The organism is Veillonella parvula (genome assembly GCF_032472435.1).
In the GTDB taxonomy this organism is placed as follows: domain Bacteria; phylum Bacillota; class Negativicutes; order Veillonellales; family Veillonellaceae; genus Veillonella; species Veillonella parvula_N.
Genome location: NZ_JAWEGM010000001.1, coordinates 94,738 through 114,066 on the forward strand (window position 1 = coordinate 94,738; position 19,329 = coordinate 114,066).

At 40.3% G+C, this 19,329-nt stretch carries 14 protein-coding genes and 1 other RNA gene; all 15 read left to right on the plus strand.

The genetic code is table 11. The features are described 5' to 3' along the window. Positions 1-28: 28 nt before the first annotated feature. The 15 genes from E7A03_RS00440 to rny all read left to right on the plus strand — a co-directional run bounded on the left by E7A03_RS00440 (position 29) and on the right by rny (position 19,129). Positions 29-517, plus strand: coding sequence for a Fur family transcriptional regulator (locus E7A03_RS00440; protein ID WP_004696420.1), 489 nt, complete (start codon positions 29-31; stop codon positions 515-517). Beyond that, the gene (hemZ, locus tag E7A03_RS00445) at positions 510-1,937 is read left to right on the plus strand and encodes a coproporphyrinogen dehydrogenase HemZ (protein WP_287509089.1); all 1,428 of its coding nucleotides are present in this window, start codon (positions 510-512) and stop codon (positions 1,935-1,937) included. The genes E7A03_RS00440 and hemZ overlap by 8 nt, the downstream gene beginning before the upstream one ends. Continuing rightward, on the plus strand, positions 1,937-3,208 hold the full coding sequence (gene hisS, locus E7A03_RS00450; RefSeq protein WP_101928408.1) for a histidine--tRNA ligase: 1,272 nt from the start codon (positions 1,937-1,939) through the stop codon (positions 3,206-3,208). Before hemZ ends, hisS begins: the two co-directional genes overlap by 1 nt. 8 nt (positions 3,209-3,216) lie before the next feature. After that, positions 3,217-5,022, plus strand: a complete 1,806-nt coding sequence (aspS, locus tag E7A03_RS00455) for an aspartate--tRNA ligase (RefSeq protein WP_287509091.1) — start codon at positions 3,217-3,219, stop codon at positions 5,020-5,022. Between the two features lie 80 nt (positions 5,023-5,102). Further along, positions 5,103-5,274, plus strand: a non-coding RNA gene (ssrS, locus tag E7A03_RS00460) — 6S RNA. Between the two features lie 244 nt (positions 5,275-5,518). Beyond that, entirely contained in the window at positions 5,519-6,820 is a 1,302-nt protein-coding gene (locus E7A03_RS00465; protein WP_024061969.1) for a replication-associated recombination protein A, read from the plus strand. Positions 6,821-6,902: 82 nt separating this feature from the next. Next, positions 6,903-9,647 carry an FtsK/SpoIIIE family DNA translocase gene (locus tag E7A03_RS00470; protein ID WP_316073551.1) on the plus strand — a complete coding sequence of 915 codons (2,745 nt, stop codon included), beginning with the start codon at positions 6,903-6,905 and terminating at the stop codon, positions 9,645-9,647. A 48-nt stretch (positions 9,648-9,695) separates the two neighbouring features. Further along, positions 9,696-10,148, plus strand: a complete 453-nt coding sequence (locus tag E7A03_RS00475; RefSeq protein WP_004698676.1) for a helix-turn-helix domain-containing protein — start codon at positions 9,696-9,698, stop codon at positions 10,146-10,148. A 39-nt stretch (positions 10,149-10,187) separates the two neighbouring features. Further along, entirely contained in the window at positions 10,188-12,134 is a 1,947-nt protein-coding gene (locus E7A03_RS00480) for a YgiQ family radical SAM protein (RefSeq protein ID WP_287552287.1), read from the plus strand. A gap of 56 nt (positions 12,135-12,190) precedes the next feature. Next, a complete protein-coding gene (locus E7A03_RS00485) occupies positions 12,191-13,228 on the plus strand; it encodes an ABC transporter substrate-binding protein (RefSeq protein WP_101928404.1) in 1,038 nt (345 codons plus the stop codon). Between the two features lie 58 nt (positions 13,229-13,286). Then, positions 13,287-14,633 (plus strand): 30S ribosomal protein S12 methylthiotransferase RimO, encoded by a 1,347-nt coding sequence (gene rimO, locus E7A03_RS00490; RefSeq protein ID WP_287552291.1) that lies wholly within the window; start codon positions 13,287-13,289, stop codon positions 14,631-14,633. Between the two features lie 37 nt (positions 14,634-14,670). After that, entirely contained in the window at positions 14,671-15,918 is a 1,248-nt protein-coding gene (locus tag E7A03_RS00495; protein ID WP_287552292.1) for a competence/damage-inducible protein A, read from the plus strand. Between the two features lie 4 nt (positions 15,919-15,922). After that, a complete protein-coding gene (recA, locus tag E7A03_RS00500) occupies positions 15,923-16,963 on the plus strand; it encodes a recombinase RecA (RefSeq protein ID WP_004696404.1) in 1,041 nt (346 codons plus the stop codon). Between the two features lie 2 nt (positions 16,964-16,965). Further along, a complete protein-coding gene (locus E7A03_RS00505; protein ID WP_287552294.1) occupies positions 16,966-17,409 on the plus strand; it encodes a regulatory protein RecX in 444 nt (147 codons plus the stop codon). Between the two features lie 118 nt (positions 17,410-17,527). After that, positions 17,528-19,129, plus strand: coding sequence for a ribonuclease Y (gene rny, locus E7A03_RS00510; RefSeq protein WP_004696400.1), 1,602 nt, complete (start codon positions 17,528-17,530; stop codon positions 19,127-19,129). Positions 19,130-19,329 lie beyond the last annotated feature (200 nt).

Sequence of the window (19,329 nt, forward strand, 5' to 3'; positions counted from 1 at the left end):
ATTTTTTACAGTCGAGGGGAAATTTATTATGAACACAACATTAGAAAAATTAAAAGAACGCATTAAAGACAAAAAGTACAAATTGACAACTCAACGTCAAACAATTTTGCAAGCATTCATCGATGCTGATGAAAATCACTTGAGTGCTGAAGATGTATATGTTCTTGTAAAAGAGGTGGCACCTGATATCGGGTTAGCAACAATTTACAGAACTCTTGATCTCTTCACAGAACTTGATTTGTTAAAACGTCTTGATTTTGGCGATGGCCGTAATCGCTATGAATTAAATGACGAAGAGTTCGCTCATTTCCATCATCATTTGATTTGCGTAAAGTGTGGTAAAGTATCCGAGTTTGAAGACGACATGCTTGAAACATTGGAGTCTATTATTGCTAAGAAATTAAACTTCCGTACCATTGATCATCAATTGAAAGTATATGGTTACTGTAGTGATTGCCAAAATCATATGACTGAAGCAGAATTAGAAAAGCTTGAGCGTATGTCCCATCATGGTTAATGGATATCTATATACGGGTCCATTACCACTTGGCTCCGTAGTAGCTCATAACTGTGGCGCGGCGGGACTCTTTTCTGATAAGGTACATCCAGAGGTTATCCTTGAAGCGCATGAAGTGGAAGGGCTGTACACATTAACTGTTATCATTGGTGATACAGTTCAGATTTTTGAAGGCCCTGTTTCCTCTATGGGGCGTCGCCAAATTGGACAAGCCTTGTTGCGCTATTTGCGTGAATATCAAGGCTTACCTGCTGAGGCTCCGTGGGGAACCATGGTAGGTGTGCGCCCTACAAAGCTACTACATAAATATATAGATACATATGGCTCTGTCCACGCAGCAACTCGTCACATTCGGGACGAGTTTTCTGTGTCTATAGAAAAGCTTGCTACTTTGGGGGCCATTGGCGAGTATCAACGTCCATTTCTATCTGATACAGATGATAAAAAGGTAAGCCTCTATTGTGGTATTCCTTTCTGTGACACGCGTTGCGTATATTGCTCGTTTCCATATGGTCTCTATCAGGATTATGCTGGTAAAAGTCAATTTCTAAGGGCTTTAACCCGTGATGTAGAAGATATGAAAGCCATTATCCAATCTTATAATCTAACCGTAGATACCCTCTATATGGGCGGTGGTACTCCGACAGTGCTAAAGGATGAAGACTTTCACCAGGTTCTAAAACAGTTGTCTCTACTCGTACCAGAAGATCATGAATTTACTGTAGAGGCAGGACGACCTGATTCTGTTAATCCTACAAAGCTACGTTCCATGCTTGAGTTAGGTGTGAATCGTATTAGCATTAACCCGCAAACGATGCAAGATGATATTTTGCGTCGTATTGGGCGCGGTCATAGCGTACAGGATGTTGATGAACTTTTACAATATGTAAAAAACAATACATCACTATCTGTAAATATGGATTTTATTGCAGGCTTGCCTAACCAAACAATGCCAAACATGAGAGAGAATATGGATTATGTATGTCAAAATCTGCCGGAAAATGTTACAATTCATACGTTAGCATTAAAACGTGGTAGCCCGTTGTACGATTTACATATGGAAGATGATATTCCTGAAGAACATCTTGTGGCGGAAATGGTACAATATGGTAAAGAGCGTCTTGAAGCGGCTGGTTATGTGCCATATTATTTATATCGCCAACAATATATGAGAGGGCAGTTAGAGAATATTGGCTATACCTTGCCTGGCAAAGCGTGTGAATATAATATTCAGATCATGGAAGAACGGCAGAGTATTCTATCTATGGGGCCTGGCAGCTCGTCTAAGTGGATGCGAGCCCCTGAATACCGTCAACTTAAACAGCATATGCCAAAAGACGTAGATGTTTATCACGAAACGATAGATGCACTTTTAGAGAAACGACATAGAATTTGTGAAAGATTTTGGGAGGTTGTGTAATGGCTATAAGAAAACCAAGAGGTACACAAGACTTTTTGCCAGAACAGATGATACATTGGCATTATATTGAACAACGTATGCGCGAAATTTGTAAAGTATATGGGTTCAATGAAATTCGCACACCTGCCTTTGAAGAAACTAAATTATTTTTGCGAGGTATCGGTGAAACTACAGATGTAGTACAAAAAGAGATGTACACCTTTACCACCGGAGATGACGGTGGTTCTAGCTTTACCTTACGCCCTGAAAATACGGCGTCTGCTGTGCGCGCATATTTAGAAAATAAAGTATATGGTAAAGAAGGTCTCACCAAATGGTATTATATGGGCCCTATGTTCCGTCATGATAAACCGCAAGCAGGCCGTTACCGTCAATTTCACCAATTTGGTGCTGAGGTATTAGGCTCTCAATCTCCAGTAGTGGATAGCGAAGTTATCTGCATGGTTGTGCAGTTGTTAAAAGATTTTGGACTTAAAGATCTCAATGTAGAGGTAAATTCCGTAGGTTGTCCGACATGTCGTCCTGTATATCGTGAAAAATTAATCGCTTTCTTTGAACCTAAAAAGGAACAATTATGTAGCGACTGCCAAGAACGTTTGTACAAAAACCCTTTGCGTATACTGGATTGTAAAAATGAAACATGTAAATCCTTGTCCATAGGTGCTCCTGAAATTCACGAACATTTATGTGAAGAGTGTCATGATCACTTTGAAGAATTAAAGACTTATTTAACAGCTGCTAATGTGCAATATACTTTAAATCCTCGTCTCGTACGTGGCCTTGATTACTATACAAAGACAGCCTTTGAGGTACAATATACTCCTTTAGGTGCTCAAAGTGCTGTAGCCGGTGGTGGCCGTTACGATGGTCTCGTAGAAGAGCTCGATGGACCTCATACTCCAGCTATCGGTTTTGCTATGGGCATGGAGCGTTTACTATTAGCTCTTGAAAAACAAAACTTATTGCCTGAGCCAACTGTAGAACCATCTGTATTCGTAGTCGCTCTTGGTGATGCGGCTAAGGTAGAGGCTTTCAAAATTTGCCAAGCCTTACATGATGAATATATTACCGTTGAAATGGACGGGCAGGGCAAGAGTATGAAGGCACAATTAAAATACGCTAACAAAATTAATGCGAAATATGTTATTATATTGGGTGATGATGAATTGGCTCGTAAAGAAGCCATAATTCGATTCATGGATACTAGTGAACAAGAGACTGTATCTCTTGATACAGTGGCTGAACGTATAACTTCTTTGGTGAAAGGATGACAATTAGAATGGAAACAATGCAAGGCTTACACCGTACGCACGGTTGTGGAACCATCTCTGAACAAGAGGTAGGTAAAGAGGTCGTATTATGTGGATGGGTTGAACGCCGTCGTGACCATGGTGGTTTGATTTTCTTGGATTTACGCGATCGTTCTGGTGTAGTACAAGTAGTGGCATCCCCAGATCATAACATAGAATCGTTCCACAAAGCAGAGGATGTTCGTAATGAATATGTGCTTTGTGTACGTGGTAAGATTACAAAACGTGATGAGGCTGCTATTAATCCAAACCTTCCTACAGGTGCATACGAAATGTTCTGTGAAGAGTTGCGCGTATTGAATTCCGCTAAAACTCCTCCTTTCTATATCCAAGATGATATCGATGTAGATGAAAATATTCGCTTGAAATATCGTTACCTTGACTTACGTCGTCCAGAAATGCAACGCAACTTGATTTTGCGTCACAAAGTAACTAAAGCAATGCGCGACTTCTTCGATAGCCGCGATTTCTTGGAAATTGAAACGCCAATGCTTACTAAATCTACACCAGAAGGCGCTCGTGACTATCTAGTGCCGTCTCGTGTAAATGCTGGTACATTCTATGCGTTGCCACAATCTCCACAAATTTTCAAACAAATCTTGATGGTTGCTGGTTATGAAAAATATTTCCAAATCGTTCGTTGCTTCCGCGATGAAGATTTGCGCGCAGACCGTCAACCTGAGTTCACTCAGCTCGACTTAGAAATGTCCTTCGTTGATGAAGAAGATATTTATGCATTGCTTGAAGAGATGATTGCTCATGTATTTAAAACTGCATTAGGTAAAGAAATTTCTTTGCCTATGCCTCGTATTACATGGGACGAAGCAATGGATAAATACGGCTCTGATAAGCCGGATCTTCGTTTTGATATGGCGTTTACTGATGTAACTGATCTTGTAAAAGATACAGAATTCAAAGTATTCCGCTCTGTAATCGACAATGGTGGCGTAGTTAAAGGTATTGTTGTACCTGGTGATGCTGGCATTCCTCGCCGTGAACTTGACGACCTTGTTGAATATGTAAATCGTTACGGCGCCAAAGGCCTTGCATGGGCTTGCTTCAACGAAGATGGTTCCATCAAGTCTCAAATTATGAAGTTCTTAGGTGAAGATACAATTCGCAATATCGGTGAAAAAATGGGCGCTAAAGGTGGCGACCTCGTATTGATGATTGCTGATAAACCTGCAACTGTGGCACGTGCATTAGGTGAACTACGCCTTGAAATGGCACGTCGTATGAACATGATTGACCAAGATAAATTGGCATTCACATGGGTAACTGATTTCCCTATGTTCGAATATAACGAAGATGAAAAACGTTATGTAGCAATGCACCATCCATTCACAATGCCACGCCATGCGGATCTTGATAAATTAGAATCCGATCCTGGTAATGTAAAAGCGATTGCTTACGACATGGTATTGAATGGCGTAGAAATCGGTGGCGGTTCCTTGCGTATCTACCAAGCTGACGTACAAGAAAAAGTATTCAAAGCAATTGGCTTGTCCATTGAAGAAGCAAGATCTAAATTCGGCTTCATGCTTGATGCATTCCAATATGGTGCACCTCCTCATGCAGGTTGTGCATTTGGTCTTGATCGTCTTGTTATGTTGATGGCAAAACGTCAATCTATCCGCGACGTAATCGCATTCCCTAAAACTCAATCTGCTTCTGATATCATGAGTCAAGCTCCATCTGAAGTAGAACCAAAGCAATTAAAAGAGTTGCATATTAAATCCGATGTAGAAGAAGAACAAGAGCAATCTTTAGTGTAAAAACATAGGCAAGAATTGATTAAAATCGAAATGTCAAGACTTGTTAATTGCTAATCTTTCTGATACTATTTAAGTATAAGATATCCCTGCCATGTGCGTGTGATATCGCAGTTTTGAGCCAACACATTTACTTTGGGAGTCTGAACTCTCGTCTGAACGTTACGCCCGTACGGGACAACTGCAGGATGAGGAGGACACCCACCTGCCCTTGCAGGATCAAAACGCGGTACATTACGGCATGGTGGGGCTTTTTTGCGTGTAAAAATAGACTGAAATATCATATACTATAAATATATCTTTGGTAAGAATTTAAATTTTTTAAAATCTTAAGAGTCCTAAATGTCATAAACGTTATAAATGTCTTGCCAATATTATCAGTGTTACCGAGTTACTGATGTTATTAGGCTTTTATGACGGGGAAGTAATTGTTTTTTGATTGAATAGTTATAGATACTTAATTACGATAGTTAAACTGAGTGCGAATTGAGGTGATAGAATGGATAGTTTGTTTGATATGACACCTACAAATACATACGAGCCGCTTCCTGTACGAATGCGTCCTACTAAACTAGATCATTTATATGGTCAAGAGAAGGCCGTAGGTAAGGGGACTTTCTTGAGAGCTATGGTAGAGAAGGATACAATACCATCTATGCTTTTTTATGGTCCTTGTGGAACGGGTAAGACTACATTAGCTGGCATTATAGCTAAGGTGAGTAATAGCCATTTTGTAAACCTGAATGCTACTAACGCCGGTATTGGTGAGTTGCGCACCATCATTGAAGACGCGCGCAAACGAGTTCGTTCTTTACAGCAACGCACAATTCTATTCCTCGATGAAATTCATCGTTTTAATAAAAGCCAACAAGATGTGTTGTTACCTTGTGTAGAGGATGGCACTATTATCCTTATTGGTGCTACAACAGAGAATCCATTCTTTGAGGTTAATAGACCGCTATTATCTCGTTTGCGTCTTATTACATTAGAAGCACTTACACCAAAGGCTATTGGTCAAATTTTACGTCGCGCCATTACCGATGAAGAAGTGGGATTAGGCAAACGCCATCTACAGGTAACGGATGAAGTTCTGGAAGATGTGGGGATTTTCGTTAATGGTGATGGCCGTATGGCTCTTAATATTCTTGAACAAGCCGCAGCTATGGTTCCCGATGAGGGGACGATTACTATTGAAGTTCTTGAAAAGGTCGTAGGTCGTCGCATATATACGTATGATAAAAAAGGAGACAGTCATTACGATACAATTTCAGCTTTTATTAAAAGTATGCGTGGCTCCGATGTGCAAGCAACGGTACATTATTTAGCGCGTATGATTGAAGCTGGAGAAGATCCTAATTTTATTGCTCGTCGTATTGTTATTTGTGCAGCAGAGGATGTAGGACTTGCGGACCCACAAGCTCTTATACTTGCCAATGCAGCGGCTCAAGCGGCTCATATGGTAGGTTTTCCTGAGGCGCGCATTATATTATCTGAGGCTGCGTGCTATGTTGCTCTCGCACCTAAAAGTAATTCTGCTTATGTAGCTATTGATGCCGCGATATCTGATGTGCGACATAAGGATTGTGGACAAGTACCGGATCATTTGAAAGATAGTCACTATAGCGGGGCTAGTAAATTAGGCCATGGCAAAGCTTATAAGTATGCCCATAATTATCCTAATGGATTTGTAAAACAGCAGTATTTACCAACGCCTCTAGTTGATGCAACCTACTATAAGGGCATAAAGAGAGGGACTGAGGAACAGTTACTTCACGACTGGGAGAAACGTTGTAAAAATTAACTTAATATTACGATATATGCTATAATATAATGATAAGTTAATTTACTGTAATGTTATATAAGTAAGGGGTTTGTATAGATTTATGGCAGAAGAAAATACTTCCACCAAAAGACGCAACACACGCCGTAAGCGAACAAGTACAAAACAGCAATCAAAGTCTCAAAGCTTTTCTTTGCGCAGCGAAGTGAAAGGCCTTATTGTCATTGCCTTTGCTGTGATTTCCTTTCTGGGCTTTTTCGGCTTTGAACTCGGCCTTGTGGGACAGATTTTAACAGGTATATTCCGTTATGGCTTTGGCCTGGGGGGTATTATTCCTTGTTTATGCGTTTTCTGGTTAGGTTGGAGATTATTATATAAGGATACATTTATTTCCATTACAAAACGAGGCGTTGTAATGACCTTGTTTTTTCTATTTTTGTTAGCTCTTGTTCCCTTGTGGCGCGTTCCTGAGGGGCAGGAACTCATTACTACGCAACTAGCTAATCAAGGTGGTTTCGTAGGTGGCGCAATTGCTACATTCCTTCGTACCCTGTTAGGTAACCTAGGGGCTATTATTCTTGATGTATTCTTACTCATAGCTTTTGGATTACTGGTGACACGTTTGTCTTTGCGCAGTGGATTACAGAAGGCTGCGGACAAAACACAGGTTGGCCTTGATGTTGCAAAAGAGGTAGCTGCCGAGAAGGTTGCTGTTGCAAAAGAAGTCTTTGAAGATTGGAATGAACAACGTAAAGAAGCGGCAGAACAGCGTAAAGCTTATAACAGGGAAAAAGATACACGCTTTGCTGATGCGGCAGATCAAGCATTAGATGCACTAGAAAAACAAGGCATTGCTACTGGAAGAGACCTTTTTGACTCTACCACAGCTATAGATGTTGATTCTATTGAAGATACAGTTACTACTATGGAGTCACAAAGAACTCCTACATCTTGGAAGGAATTGGCTGAGATAGAAGCACGTAATCGTGCGGCTGAGCAATTGGCTAATATATCTGAAGCATCTGGTGATGCTAAGTCTTATGAAGCTGATAATTTTGAACAATTCTCTGATACGCATAGATCTACGAGTGATGATTATGTATATGTTCCAGATGAGGACTATTCATATACACCAGATGAAGAGTATTCAGATGAGGTTGGAACTGTAGAAAACTCTGATGATGAAGAACCAGAATTCTCTTATCAAAATACAACAATAGGCCCATTAGAAACGAATCACGGTGCTATTGCCTCCGCTGTGCCAGGAACGGGTGCAGCTGCAAGCTCTGTAAGTGCCGGGGCCGGTATGGCAGGTATGGGTTTACAAGTACCGTCCATTATTAGTACTACAGAAGATACGGCGCAAGTAGCTGTATCTAAAGATGGACAGATTCATCGGTCCTATGATAGACCTTACCATTTCCCAAGCCTAGATATTTTGGCGAAAGGGAAGGGGAGTCAAAACAATGGTGAAGAAGTAGCACAAAATGCGATGATGCTTGAACATGTATTGAGTGACTTTGGTATTACTGCAAAGGTTGTTAATGCTACACAAGGCCCAACTGTTACACGTTATGAAATTGAACCTGCACCAGGCGTGAAAGTGAGTCGTATCGTTAATTTAACAGATGATATTGCCCTCAATTTGGCAGCGCAACATATTCGTATGGAGGCTCCGATTCCAGGGAAATCTGCCATCGGTATTGAGGTCCCTAATAAAACGACAGAAGCCGTTCATTTACGCGATGTACTTGATTGCAGTGACTTTAAAGATGCTCGTGGAGGTATTCCTGTCGGCCTTGGTAAGGATATTGCAGGAAAGCCTGTTATTACAGACCTTGCGAAGATGCCTCACTTGCTCGTAGCTGGTACAACTGGCTCTGGTAAATCCGTATGTGTAAATACATTAATTTCTAGTATTCTCTTTAGCCGCAAACCGGAAGAGGTTAAGTTATTATTAATCGACCCTAAGATGGTTGAATTGTCTATTTACAATGGGATCCCTCACTTGATGGCTCCAGTTGTAACGGATATGAAAAAAGCAGCAGCTGTATTGCGTTGGGCCGTTCGTGAAATGGAGGCTCGTTATAAGGCGTTTGCTGCATCTGGTAAACGCGATATCAAGAGCTACAATGAAGCTCATCCTAAGGCTGCTATGCCACTAATCGTGTTGATTATCGACGAGTTAGCTGACCTTATGATGACAGCTCCTGATGATATTGAAGAATCTATTAGTCGTTTAGCACAAATGGCTCGTGCCGCAGGTATTCACATGGTTCTTGCGACACAACGGCCATCTGTTAATGTTATTACCGGTTCTATCAAGGCTAATGTACCAAGCCGTATTTCCTTTGCTGTAGGCTCTCAAATTGACTCCCGTACCATTCTTGATATGGCAGGAGCAGAGAAACTATTGGGTAAAGGGGATATGTTATTTGCTCCGATTGGTGCTAATAAACCTATTCGTGTACAAGGGGCCTTCATTTCTGATGATGAGGTAGAAAAACTTGTAGAGTTTGTGAAAGCTCAACGAGAACCAGAATATGATAATACGGTAACTCAAGAAGTGGAAAAGGAAGCTGAAAAAGAATCTTCTGATGCTAATGATGTTTACCGCGATGAATTATTAGAGCGAGCTGTCAATCTCGTTATGGAATCTGGTCAAGCTTCCGTATCGATGTTGCAACGTCGTTTCCGTATAGGTTACACCCGTGCGGCACGTCTTGTAGATACAATGGAAGATCTTAAAATCGTTGGCCCTAGCATGGGCAGTAAGGCTCGAGAAATTTTAATGAGCCCTGAACAAGCTAAGGCTAGATATTTCTCCGATTCCAATGATGAGCAATAATTAGCTAATTACTATATGAATATTACGTAGATTTAGAAAGGAACGAAAATGGCTGAATTAGGCGAAGAATTACGACGTGAACGGGTAAGACGTAATCTAACCTTTAAAGATGTGGAGCAAGTGCTGCACATTAAAACAACCTATTTAGAGGCTATCGAAGATGGCAACTATGATATCATTCCTGGTCAAGTCTACGTAAAAGGTTTTATTCGAAACTATGGTAACTACTTAGATCTTGATGGAGATCGCTTGGTAAAAGTATATCAGGGCCAAGTAGGGGACATAGATACCTTTTCTTTACGTTCTGTTACAAGACGGAAGGCTCAAGCAACTCCTAATTTGGTACAAAGTGAGTTTGTTGAATACCAAACATCTAAAAAGCGTATGTCCTTAGAAACGCGTCAACGAAAACGTCAACGCTCTATTGTACAAGAACGCATTATTTTAGGGATTATTTTAGTTTGTATGGCATTATTTTTACTATGGTTATTCCTGTTCTAGTATCTGATTAGGCATGATAGAAAGGCATTTACACAATCAATGGATAGATTTTTAGTAACAGAACCTTCGGATATGAAGGAACGTGGTTGGGCTGAATTAGATTTCGTTCTCATCAGTGGGGACGCTTATGTGGACCATCCATCCTTTGCGCCTGCGGTTATCGGTAGATACTTGGAATCCAAAGGTTATCGTGTAGGCATTATAGATCAACCAGATTGGAATGATGTAGAGGCTTTCAAAAAACTAGGTAAACCACGTCTAGCATCCCTTGTTACGGCAGGAAATCTAGATTCAATGCTCAATAAATTTACGGCAGCAAAGAAAATTCGCCGTCAAGATGATTATTCTCCAGGTGGTGAATCAGGTCATCGTCCAGATCGTGCTACCTTGGTATATGCTAACCGCATGAAGGAGGCTTACAGTGATGTACCTCTTATCATTGGCGGTATAGAAGCGTCCTTGCGCCGCTTTGGTCATTATGACTATTGGTCAGATACGGTGCGTCGATCCATCTTAGTAGATTCTAAGGCCGATGTACTCGTCTATGGTATGGGAGAGCTTCAAATCATTGAACTAGCCGATGCCTTAGATCAAGGCCGATTTAAAGAGTCTTTGCCGTCGATACGTGGTATTTGCTACATGGCAAAGGAGATTCCAACCATTGACTATGTAGAGTGCCCGTCTTATGAAGCTATTAAGGCGGATAAGATGGACTTTGCCGATGCATTTCGCATTCAATATGATGAACAAGATCCGTTCTATGGTCGTATTGTAGTCCAAAAACATGGTGATCGATATCTCATTCAAAACACGCCTGCATTGCCGTTGACGCAGGATGAAATGGATGGTGTCTATAACTTGCCATATACTCGAAAGTGGCATCCTAAATACGATGATAAGGGTGGTGTGCCAGCATTAAGTGAAGTTCAATTTAGCCTTGTGAGCCAACGAGGTTGCTTTGGCAGTTGTTCTTTCTGTGCTATCACGAATCACCAAGGTCGTATTATCCAAAATCGTAGTCATGAATCTTTGATTGACGAAGCACACAAGATGATCAACATGGATAATTTCAAGGGATATATCCACGATGTAGGTGGGCCTACGGCGAACTTCCGCCATCTAGCTTGTGATAAACAGGCTGTTTATGGTGCTTGTAAAGGGCGTACCTGTGCGGCTCCAGAGCCTTGTGAAAACTTGAATACAAATCATGATGACTATATTGCTTTACTGCGTAAATTACGTAAACTAAAAGGTGTAAAAAAGGTATTTGTTCGTTCTGGTTTGCGTTATGACTATGTACTAGCCGATAACAATAAAGACTTTGTACGGGAACTTTGCGAGTTTCACGTAAGTGGGCAGCTAAAGGTAGCTCCAGAACATGTATCTAAACGGGTTACCAATATGATGGGGAAAGCTGGTAAAGAAGAATTCTTAACCTTTAAGTCTTGGTTTGAAGAGGCAAATAAAAAGCTTGGTAAAAAACAATACTTAGTGCCGTACTTTATGAGCTCTCATCCCGGTTGTGCCCTAGAGGATGCTATTGAATTAGCGGAATTTTTACGAGATCACCATATGTATCCAGAGCAAGTACAGGATTTTATTCCTACGCCAGGTAGCCTTTCTACTTGTATGTATTATACGGGCATTAATCCACTAGATGGAAAACCTGTATATGTTGCTAAAAAGGGTCGAGATAAAGCAAAACAGCGCGCATTGATGCAGTTTAAAAATATTGAAAACTATGACCTTGTTAAAGAGGCTCTCATAGAAGCCAATCGACGTGATTTAATTGGCTTTGGCCCAGAATGTTTAATTCCACCCCGACCAATTGGTGGAAATTCTAAGCGTATTAGCCAATCTAGTAAATCTCGTAATGGCAAACGAGGTTGCGAATCTAGGAATCGATACCAGACTGGAAAAAGGCGTAGTAGAGATGTGACTAAAGTTCGTACATCTAATAAAAGTTTTGGTGGTCGTTACATGTAGGGAGTAGCTCTAGCTACTCTCATTTTAAGATACTTTATGTCTTATGGGAGGCATATATGAAACGATGGATTGCTCCGAGCATCTTAGCATTATTTGTGGTAGGAATGTTGATCTATGGCATAAACTTTTACCAACAAGAACAAATAGAACAGGCCAAAGAGCCTATTCGTGGTGAAATTATAGTCTATACGGACTTACCTAATACTTTGACAGCTATGCTTGCTGAGCGTTATGAAGAGGAACAAAAGGTAAAAGTCACTGTAATGCCTCTTACAGAGGAACAAATGTCGCAACGGTCGGCTTCTACAGTGGCTGATACTTCTGGTGATTTGGTGCTAACTTCTGAAGATAATCTCGTAATTGGTGCCAATGCAGGTAAATATATGCCCATCGTCAATGAACGTATTGACGAGGTACGTGATAATCTAAAGGATCCAAATGGCTATTGGGTTGGTATTTGGTACGATCCCATCGTATTTGTTCAGAATGATACCTTCCATAATGGCATTGGTAAATATATTACTACATGGGATACATTGGGAAAACAAGGTGATTGGTCTATCGTTATGACCGATTTTGTAGCATCTCAGAATGCGGCCAATTTGCTATATAATATGGTAGAGTATAAAGGGGAACCAGAGGCTCTTGAATACTTATATAGTTTGAAGCCCCATGTGGTTCAACATGCTAAATTTTTGTCTACTCCAATACGACTAACTGCGCTAGGGGAGACAAATATTGGTATTGGTAACTTGTCTGATGCGGCACAATATAGTCATCATGGGTATCCAATTAAGGTCATTTATCCTAAAGATGGTACGTCTTATTATGTGACTGGTGCTGCCGTTTTAAAAAATTCAAAACATAAGGCAGATAGTGTAGAGTTTATTAATTGGTTACTATCTTCTAAAACAGCGAAATATATGGTAGAAAAGAATTTTACCTATATATTTACTAATCCTGAGATGGATGAGCCAAAAGATTCTATGGGACATGATTTAGTATTATGGCCTGTGAATGGTGGTTATACCCTAGAAGGTAAAAAGTTATTGTTAAATCATTGGGTTAGCCAGGTACGATTCCGTAAGGACTAAGTCAGTTGTATAAATCCAAGAAATAAATAAAAAGAATCTAGTGACGAAAGGATATGGAATGGGGAAAAAATTAGGATATGTTAGCCTAGGTTGTGCTAAAAATTTAGTAGATACAGAGGTAATGTTAGGCTTATTGCGAGATAATGGCTATTCGATTACAGAAGACTTAAGCGAAGCAGATCTTATCGTTGTAAATACCTGTACTTTTATTGAAAAAGCTAAGGCTGAGTCTATTAATACCATCCTTGAGGTTGCTCAATATAAGGAAGATGGTGCTTGTAAGGGCCTTATCGTAGCAGGTTGTCTTAGCCAACAATATCAGGATGAATTATTCCAAGAAATTCCTGAAATTGATGCATTAATCGGTACCGGTGCATGGGATCAAGTTATGGTAGCCGTTGATGCTATTGAGCACGGCAATCGCAGTTGTATTATGGAAAATATTACGAATATCTATGATGAGCGCATGCCTCGTATTCAAACAACACCTCGTTATAGTGCATATGTAAAAATTGCAGAAGGCTGTAATAACGGGTGTACATTCTGTATTATTCCTAAGGTACGCGGTGCATTCCGTAGTCGTACTATCGAGTCTATTAAGGCTGAAGTGGAACGATTGGCTGCGACCGGGGTGAAGGAAGTTGTCCTTATCGCTCAAGATACAACGAGCTATGGTATCGACCTTAATGCTGGTAAACCATTATTGACGACATTGTTAAAAGAATTAACAACTGTAGAAGGCATAGAATGGATTCGCATGCTATACCTATATCCGACATTTTTCTCTGATGAATTGTTAGATATTATCGTTAATGAGCCAAAGCTTTGTAAATATGTAGATATTCCATTGCAACATGTTAATAACGATATTTTGAAACAAATGAATCGCCGAGACGATCGCAATGATATTGAGCGCTTGCTTAAGAAGATTAGAAATGCACCGACTCATATTACATTGCGCACCTCTATCATCGTTGGATTTCCTGGTGAAACAGATGAACAATTTGAGGAACTTTGTGACTTTGTAAAAGAAATCAAATTCGATAATATGGGCGTATTTACGTATTCTCAAGAAGATGGTACACCAGCTGGTGCTCGTGAAGACCAAATACCAGAAGAGGTCAAAGAAGAGCGTTATCACGTTCTTATGTCCATCCAAGCTGCTATCTCTGAAGAGAATAATCGCAATTTAGAAGGTACCATTGATTATGCGATGGTAGAGGAAATCGAAGAAGGCGAGAATAACACCTTGCTTGCAAAAGGTCGATTGAAATCTCAAGCACCTGATGTAGATGGTAATATGTACATTGAAGATTGCGGTGAAGACATTCAACCTGGTGATATTCTTAAGGTACAAGTAGAGCAAGGCTTTGCTTATGATGTAGTAGCTACAGTTGTAGAATAATGCACAGTTCGATATATTCGATTGTGGAGGTGATCTGATGATTGTAGAACTTATTTCTACAGGTTCAGAATTATTGCTAGGTGATACAGTAAATACAAATGTATCATGGCTAGCACAAGAGTTAAATAAATTAGGATATACCATTGCCCATCAATCGGTGGTAGGTGATAATCCGAAACGGATGGCTGAAGTTTTTCAGCTCGCTAGTACAAGGGCTGATATCGTTATTAGTACTGGTGGGCTAGGACCTACGCAGGGCGACATTACACGTAATGTACTTGCCGATTCAATTGGCAGACCTATTGTGCTTAATCAAGAGGCCATGAATGAGCTTGAAAGATTCTTTAAAAGTGTAAACCGTACTATACCTGATGCGAGTCGGCGAGAAGCACAATTACCAGAAGGGGCGAAGGTATTATATAACCCTGTTGGAGTTGCTCCCGGTGTCGTCGTTGAAGATGGAGATACTACATACATACTTCTGCCAGGTCCTCCTGGAGAAATGAAGGGCATGTTCCAAGAGAGCGTAGTTCCTTATTTAAATGGCCGATTTGGTTCTCAAGGTGTTGTTACATCCTATCGTTATGGCGTATATGATATTCGTGAAATTGATTTAGAAAGCACCTTGATGGATCTAATTAAGAAGCAATCTAATCCGACCATAGCTTTGCTCATTAAAAAGGGCTACATTGAGGTTCGCATCACTGCTAAGGCTGAAACATTAGAAGCGGCCCAAGACCTGCTTAATCCTTGGGATGCAATCATACGAGAACGCTTAGGCTCTCGCATAGGTCGCAACTTAACGATTTCTATGGAGGAAACATTAGGTCGAACCTTGTTAGAGGAACATAGTACTATTAGTACTGCTGAATCATGTACATCAGGATTGGTTGGTAAATTACTGACTAATGTCAGTGGCAGTAGTGAGTACTATATGGGTGGTGTCATTTCGTATAGTAATGATGTGAAACATCGTGTTTTAGGTGTACCACAAGATATGTTAGATACATATGGCGCTGTTAGTGAACAAGTGGCTAAGGCTATGGCAGAGGGGGCACGAACTGTTGGCCAAACAACATATGCTGTTTCTACAACGGGGATAGCCGGTCCTGGTGGAGGAACTCAAGAAAAGCCCGTTGGACTAGTGTGGTTTGGTGTTACTGGTCCACATGGCACAGTGGCCCATAAAGCTAATTTAATTGGCAATCGAGAAGATATTAGACAAAGTGCGGCAGAGCTAGCACTATACTATATTTATACTTATATAACAGAAAAGGAGAAATAAAATAATGGCTGTAGATGGCAGACAAGCAGCGTTGGATAACGCGTTAAAACAAATCGAAAAAGATTTTGGTAAAGGTGCTATTATGCGTCTTGGTGAAGCGGCAGATCGCATGAATGTAGAGGTGATTTCCTCTGGTTCTCTTGCTATCGATATTGCTGTTGGTGTAGGTGGTTTCCCTCGTGGCCGTGTAATTGAAATCTACGGTCCAGAATCTTCTGGTAAAACAACAGTGGCTCTTCACGCTGTAGCAGAAGCTCAAAAACAAGGTGGTATTGCGGCATTTATTGATGCGGAGCATGCGATGGATCCTGTATATGCTCGCAACTTGGGGGTAGACATCAATAATTTGTTGATTTCTCAACCAGATAATGGAGAACAAGCTCTAGAAATTACAGAAGCTCTTGTTCGCAGTGGTGCAGTAGATATCGTTGTAGTTGACTCCGTAGCGGCTTTGGTCCCTAAAGCGGAAATCGATGGCGAAATGGGCGATGCTCACGTAGGCTTACAAGCACGTTTGATGAGTAAAGCTTTGCGCAAATTGACTGGTATCATCAGTAAATCTAAAACAGTTGTTATCTTCATCAACCAATTGCGTGAAAAAGTAGGTGTTATGTTCGGTAATCCTGAAACAACAACTGGTGGTCGTGCGTTGAAATTCTATTCTTCCGTACGACTTGATGTTCGTAAAGGGGAATTAATTAAAGCAAACAACGAAAATGTTGGCGCTCGAACAAAAGTCAAAGTTGTCAAAAATAAGGTGGCACCTCCATTTAAGACAGCTGAATTTGATTTGATGTATGGCGAAGGTATCTCTAAAACTGGCACACTTATTGATATTGGTACAAATATGGAAATTATTAATAAATCTGGTGCTTGGTACTCCTATAATGGGGAACGTATGGGGCAAGGTAAGGAAGCGGCTAAACAATACTTGTTAGAGAATCCACAAATAGCTGATGAAATCGATCGCATTATTCGTGATACATTGGCTGTTGGCACTGAAGAAATCGATGTAATCGGTGAAGAAGTAACTGAAGAAGTATAATCATGAGTGACGAAACGATGCAAGCTGCTATGGATCAAGCGTATCGCTTCCTAGCTCAGCGCTTCCTTAGTTCTTATGAGCTGACGCAGAAAATGAGACGTAAACAATTCGAGGACCCTATCATTGAGAGGGTCCTTGAGCGCCTTAGAGATTATGATTACATTAATGATGAACGTTTATCTGAGCAGGTATTAGCCTATTTGATGAAAGAACAGAAATACGGTGTTTATATGATTAAGCAAAAAATGAAACTTCGAGGACTTGCGATTCCTCAAGAAATTTCTGCTTATGATGAGGTAAAAGCTGCTTATCGGGTGGTAGAGAAAAAATTTGGATCTATTCTCAATGAAGAGAAGACTCCTCGGGTAAAAGTTTTTAGTTTTCTCAAATACAGGGGGTTCTCAACAAGCACAATTCAAGTTGTATGCAATGATTTTTATGAATAAATTCTGCTTTTTGAGAGGCCTGGGTAGGCTTGTAAAATCTTGACAGAAAGGGCTTTGAAGTCTAAAATTAATAATAGCCTTATTTATTTATATGATGATATGGCTAATTGATGATTTAATGCATAAAGGGCATAAAAAGGAGCATGAAAGCTCAATTTTGAGAAATAAAAAGGAGGTGAAAGAAATTTTAGAGTATAGTCTAATTGCAGTGGTAATGGTACTGATTGGACTAGGGGTAGGCTATTTTTTAAGAAAAAATATTGCTGAAGGAAAACTGAATCAAGCTGAACAAGAGGCTGCTCGCATCATTGCAAATGGTGAACGCACAGCTGAGTCTAAAAAGAAAGAAGCTTTATTAGAAGCGAAAGAAGAAATTCATAAGCTCCGTTCTGATGTAGAACGAGAAAATAAAGATCGTCGTTCTGAACTTCAACGTATGGAACGTCGTATTCTTCAAAAAGAAGAATCTTTGGATAAAAAATTAGACAATATTGAGCACAAAGAGGAAGCTTTACATCGCAAAGAAGCTGACTTAGCCCAAAGCCGTGAAAAGGTAGAAGCTTTGTATGAAAAACAAATGGCAGAATTGGAACGTATTTCTGGCATGACGTTCGAAGAAGCAAAAAATATCTTGTTAACGAATGTGGAACAAGAAATCCGTCATGAAACGGCGATTATGGTTAAGGAAATGGAGCAGCAAGCTAAGGATGAAGCGGAGAAAAAAGCGAAAGAAATTATCTCCTCTGCTATCCAACGTTGTGCAGCTGACCATGTAGCGGAAACTACCGTATCCGTAGTGGCATTGCCTAATGATGAAATGAAGGGGCGCATTATCGGTCGTGAGGGCCGTAACATTCGTGCACTCGAAACATTAACAGGTATTGATTTGATTATCGATGACACACCAGAAGCAGTTATTCTTTCTGGCTTCGATCCAATTCGTCGTGAAGTGGCTCGTATTGCGCTGGAAAAATTGATTGTAGATGGTCGTATCCATCCAGCTCGTATTGAAGAAATGGTTGGTAAAGCTCGTAAAGAGGTGGACCAAACCATTAAAGAGGCTGGTGAACAAGCGACATTTGAAGCTGATGTTCATGGCTTACATCCTGAAATTGTTAAGATTTTAGGCCGTTTGAAATATCGTACTAGTTATGGTCAAAACGTATTGAAACATTCCATTGAAGTATCTCATTTAGCAGGTTTAATGGCAGCTGAACTAGGCTGTGATGTAACTTTGGCTAAACGAGGTGGTTTGATTCATGATATTGGTAAAGCATTAGACCGTGAACTTGAAGGTTCTCATGTTCAAATCGGTGTTGATGTGGCTCGTAAATATCGTGAAAGTGCAGCAGTAATTAACTGTATTGGTGCTCATCATGGTGATGAAGAGTTCCAAACCGTAGAAGCTGTATTAGTAGCTGCCGCTGATGCTATCTCTGCTGCCCGTCCAGGAGCACGTCGAGAAACATTAGAAAACTACTTAAAACGTTTATCTAAATTGGAAGAAATCGCTGAATCCTTCGAAGGCGTTGAAAAATGTTTTGCTATTCAAGCCGGTCGTGAGATTCGCGTTGTAGTAAAACCGGATAAGATTGATGAAGCTGAGTCTACATTACTTGTTCGGAATATCGTAAAACGCATCGAGTCAGAACTTGAATATCCAGGCCAAATTAAGGTCGTAATTATTCGTGAAACTCGCGTTGTGGATTACGCAAAATAATATGCTATAAGCGATAAGTATAGGCTGCAATGGTATCATTGCAGCCTATTGTTATCAAAGTTTCGGTAATTACATATTGCTATATACGGCGTGTAGGAATCATCATGTACATTACATTGTAGATGATGATTCCTATGATTCGTATCAAGTTATTTATATTTTTTTTATAATTTAATTGATTAAAATGTTTTACAAATAGA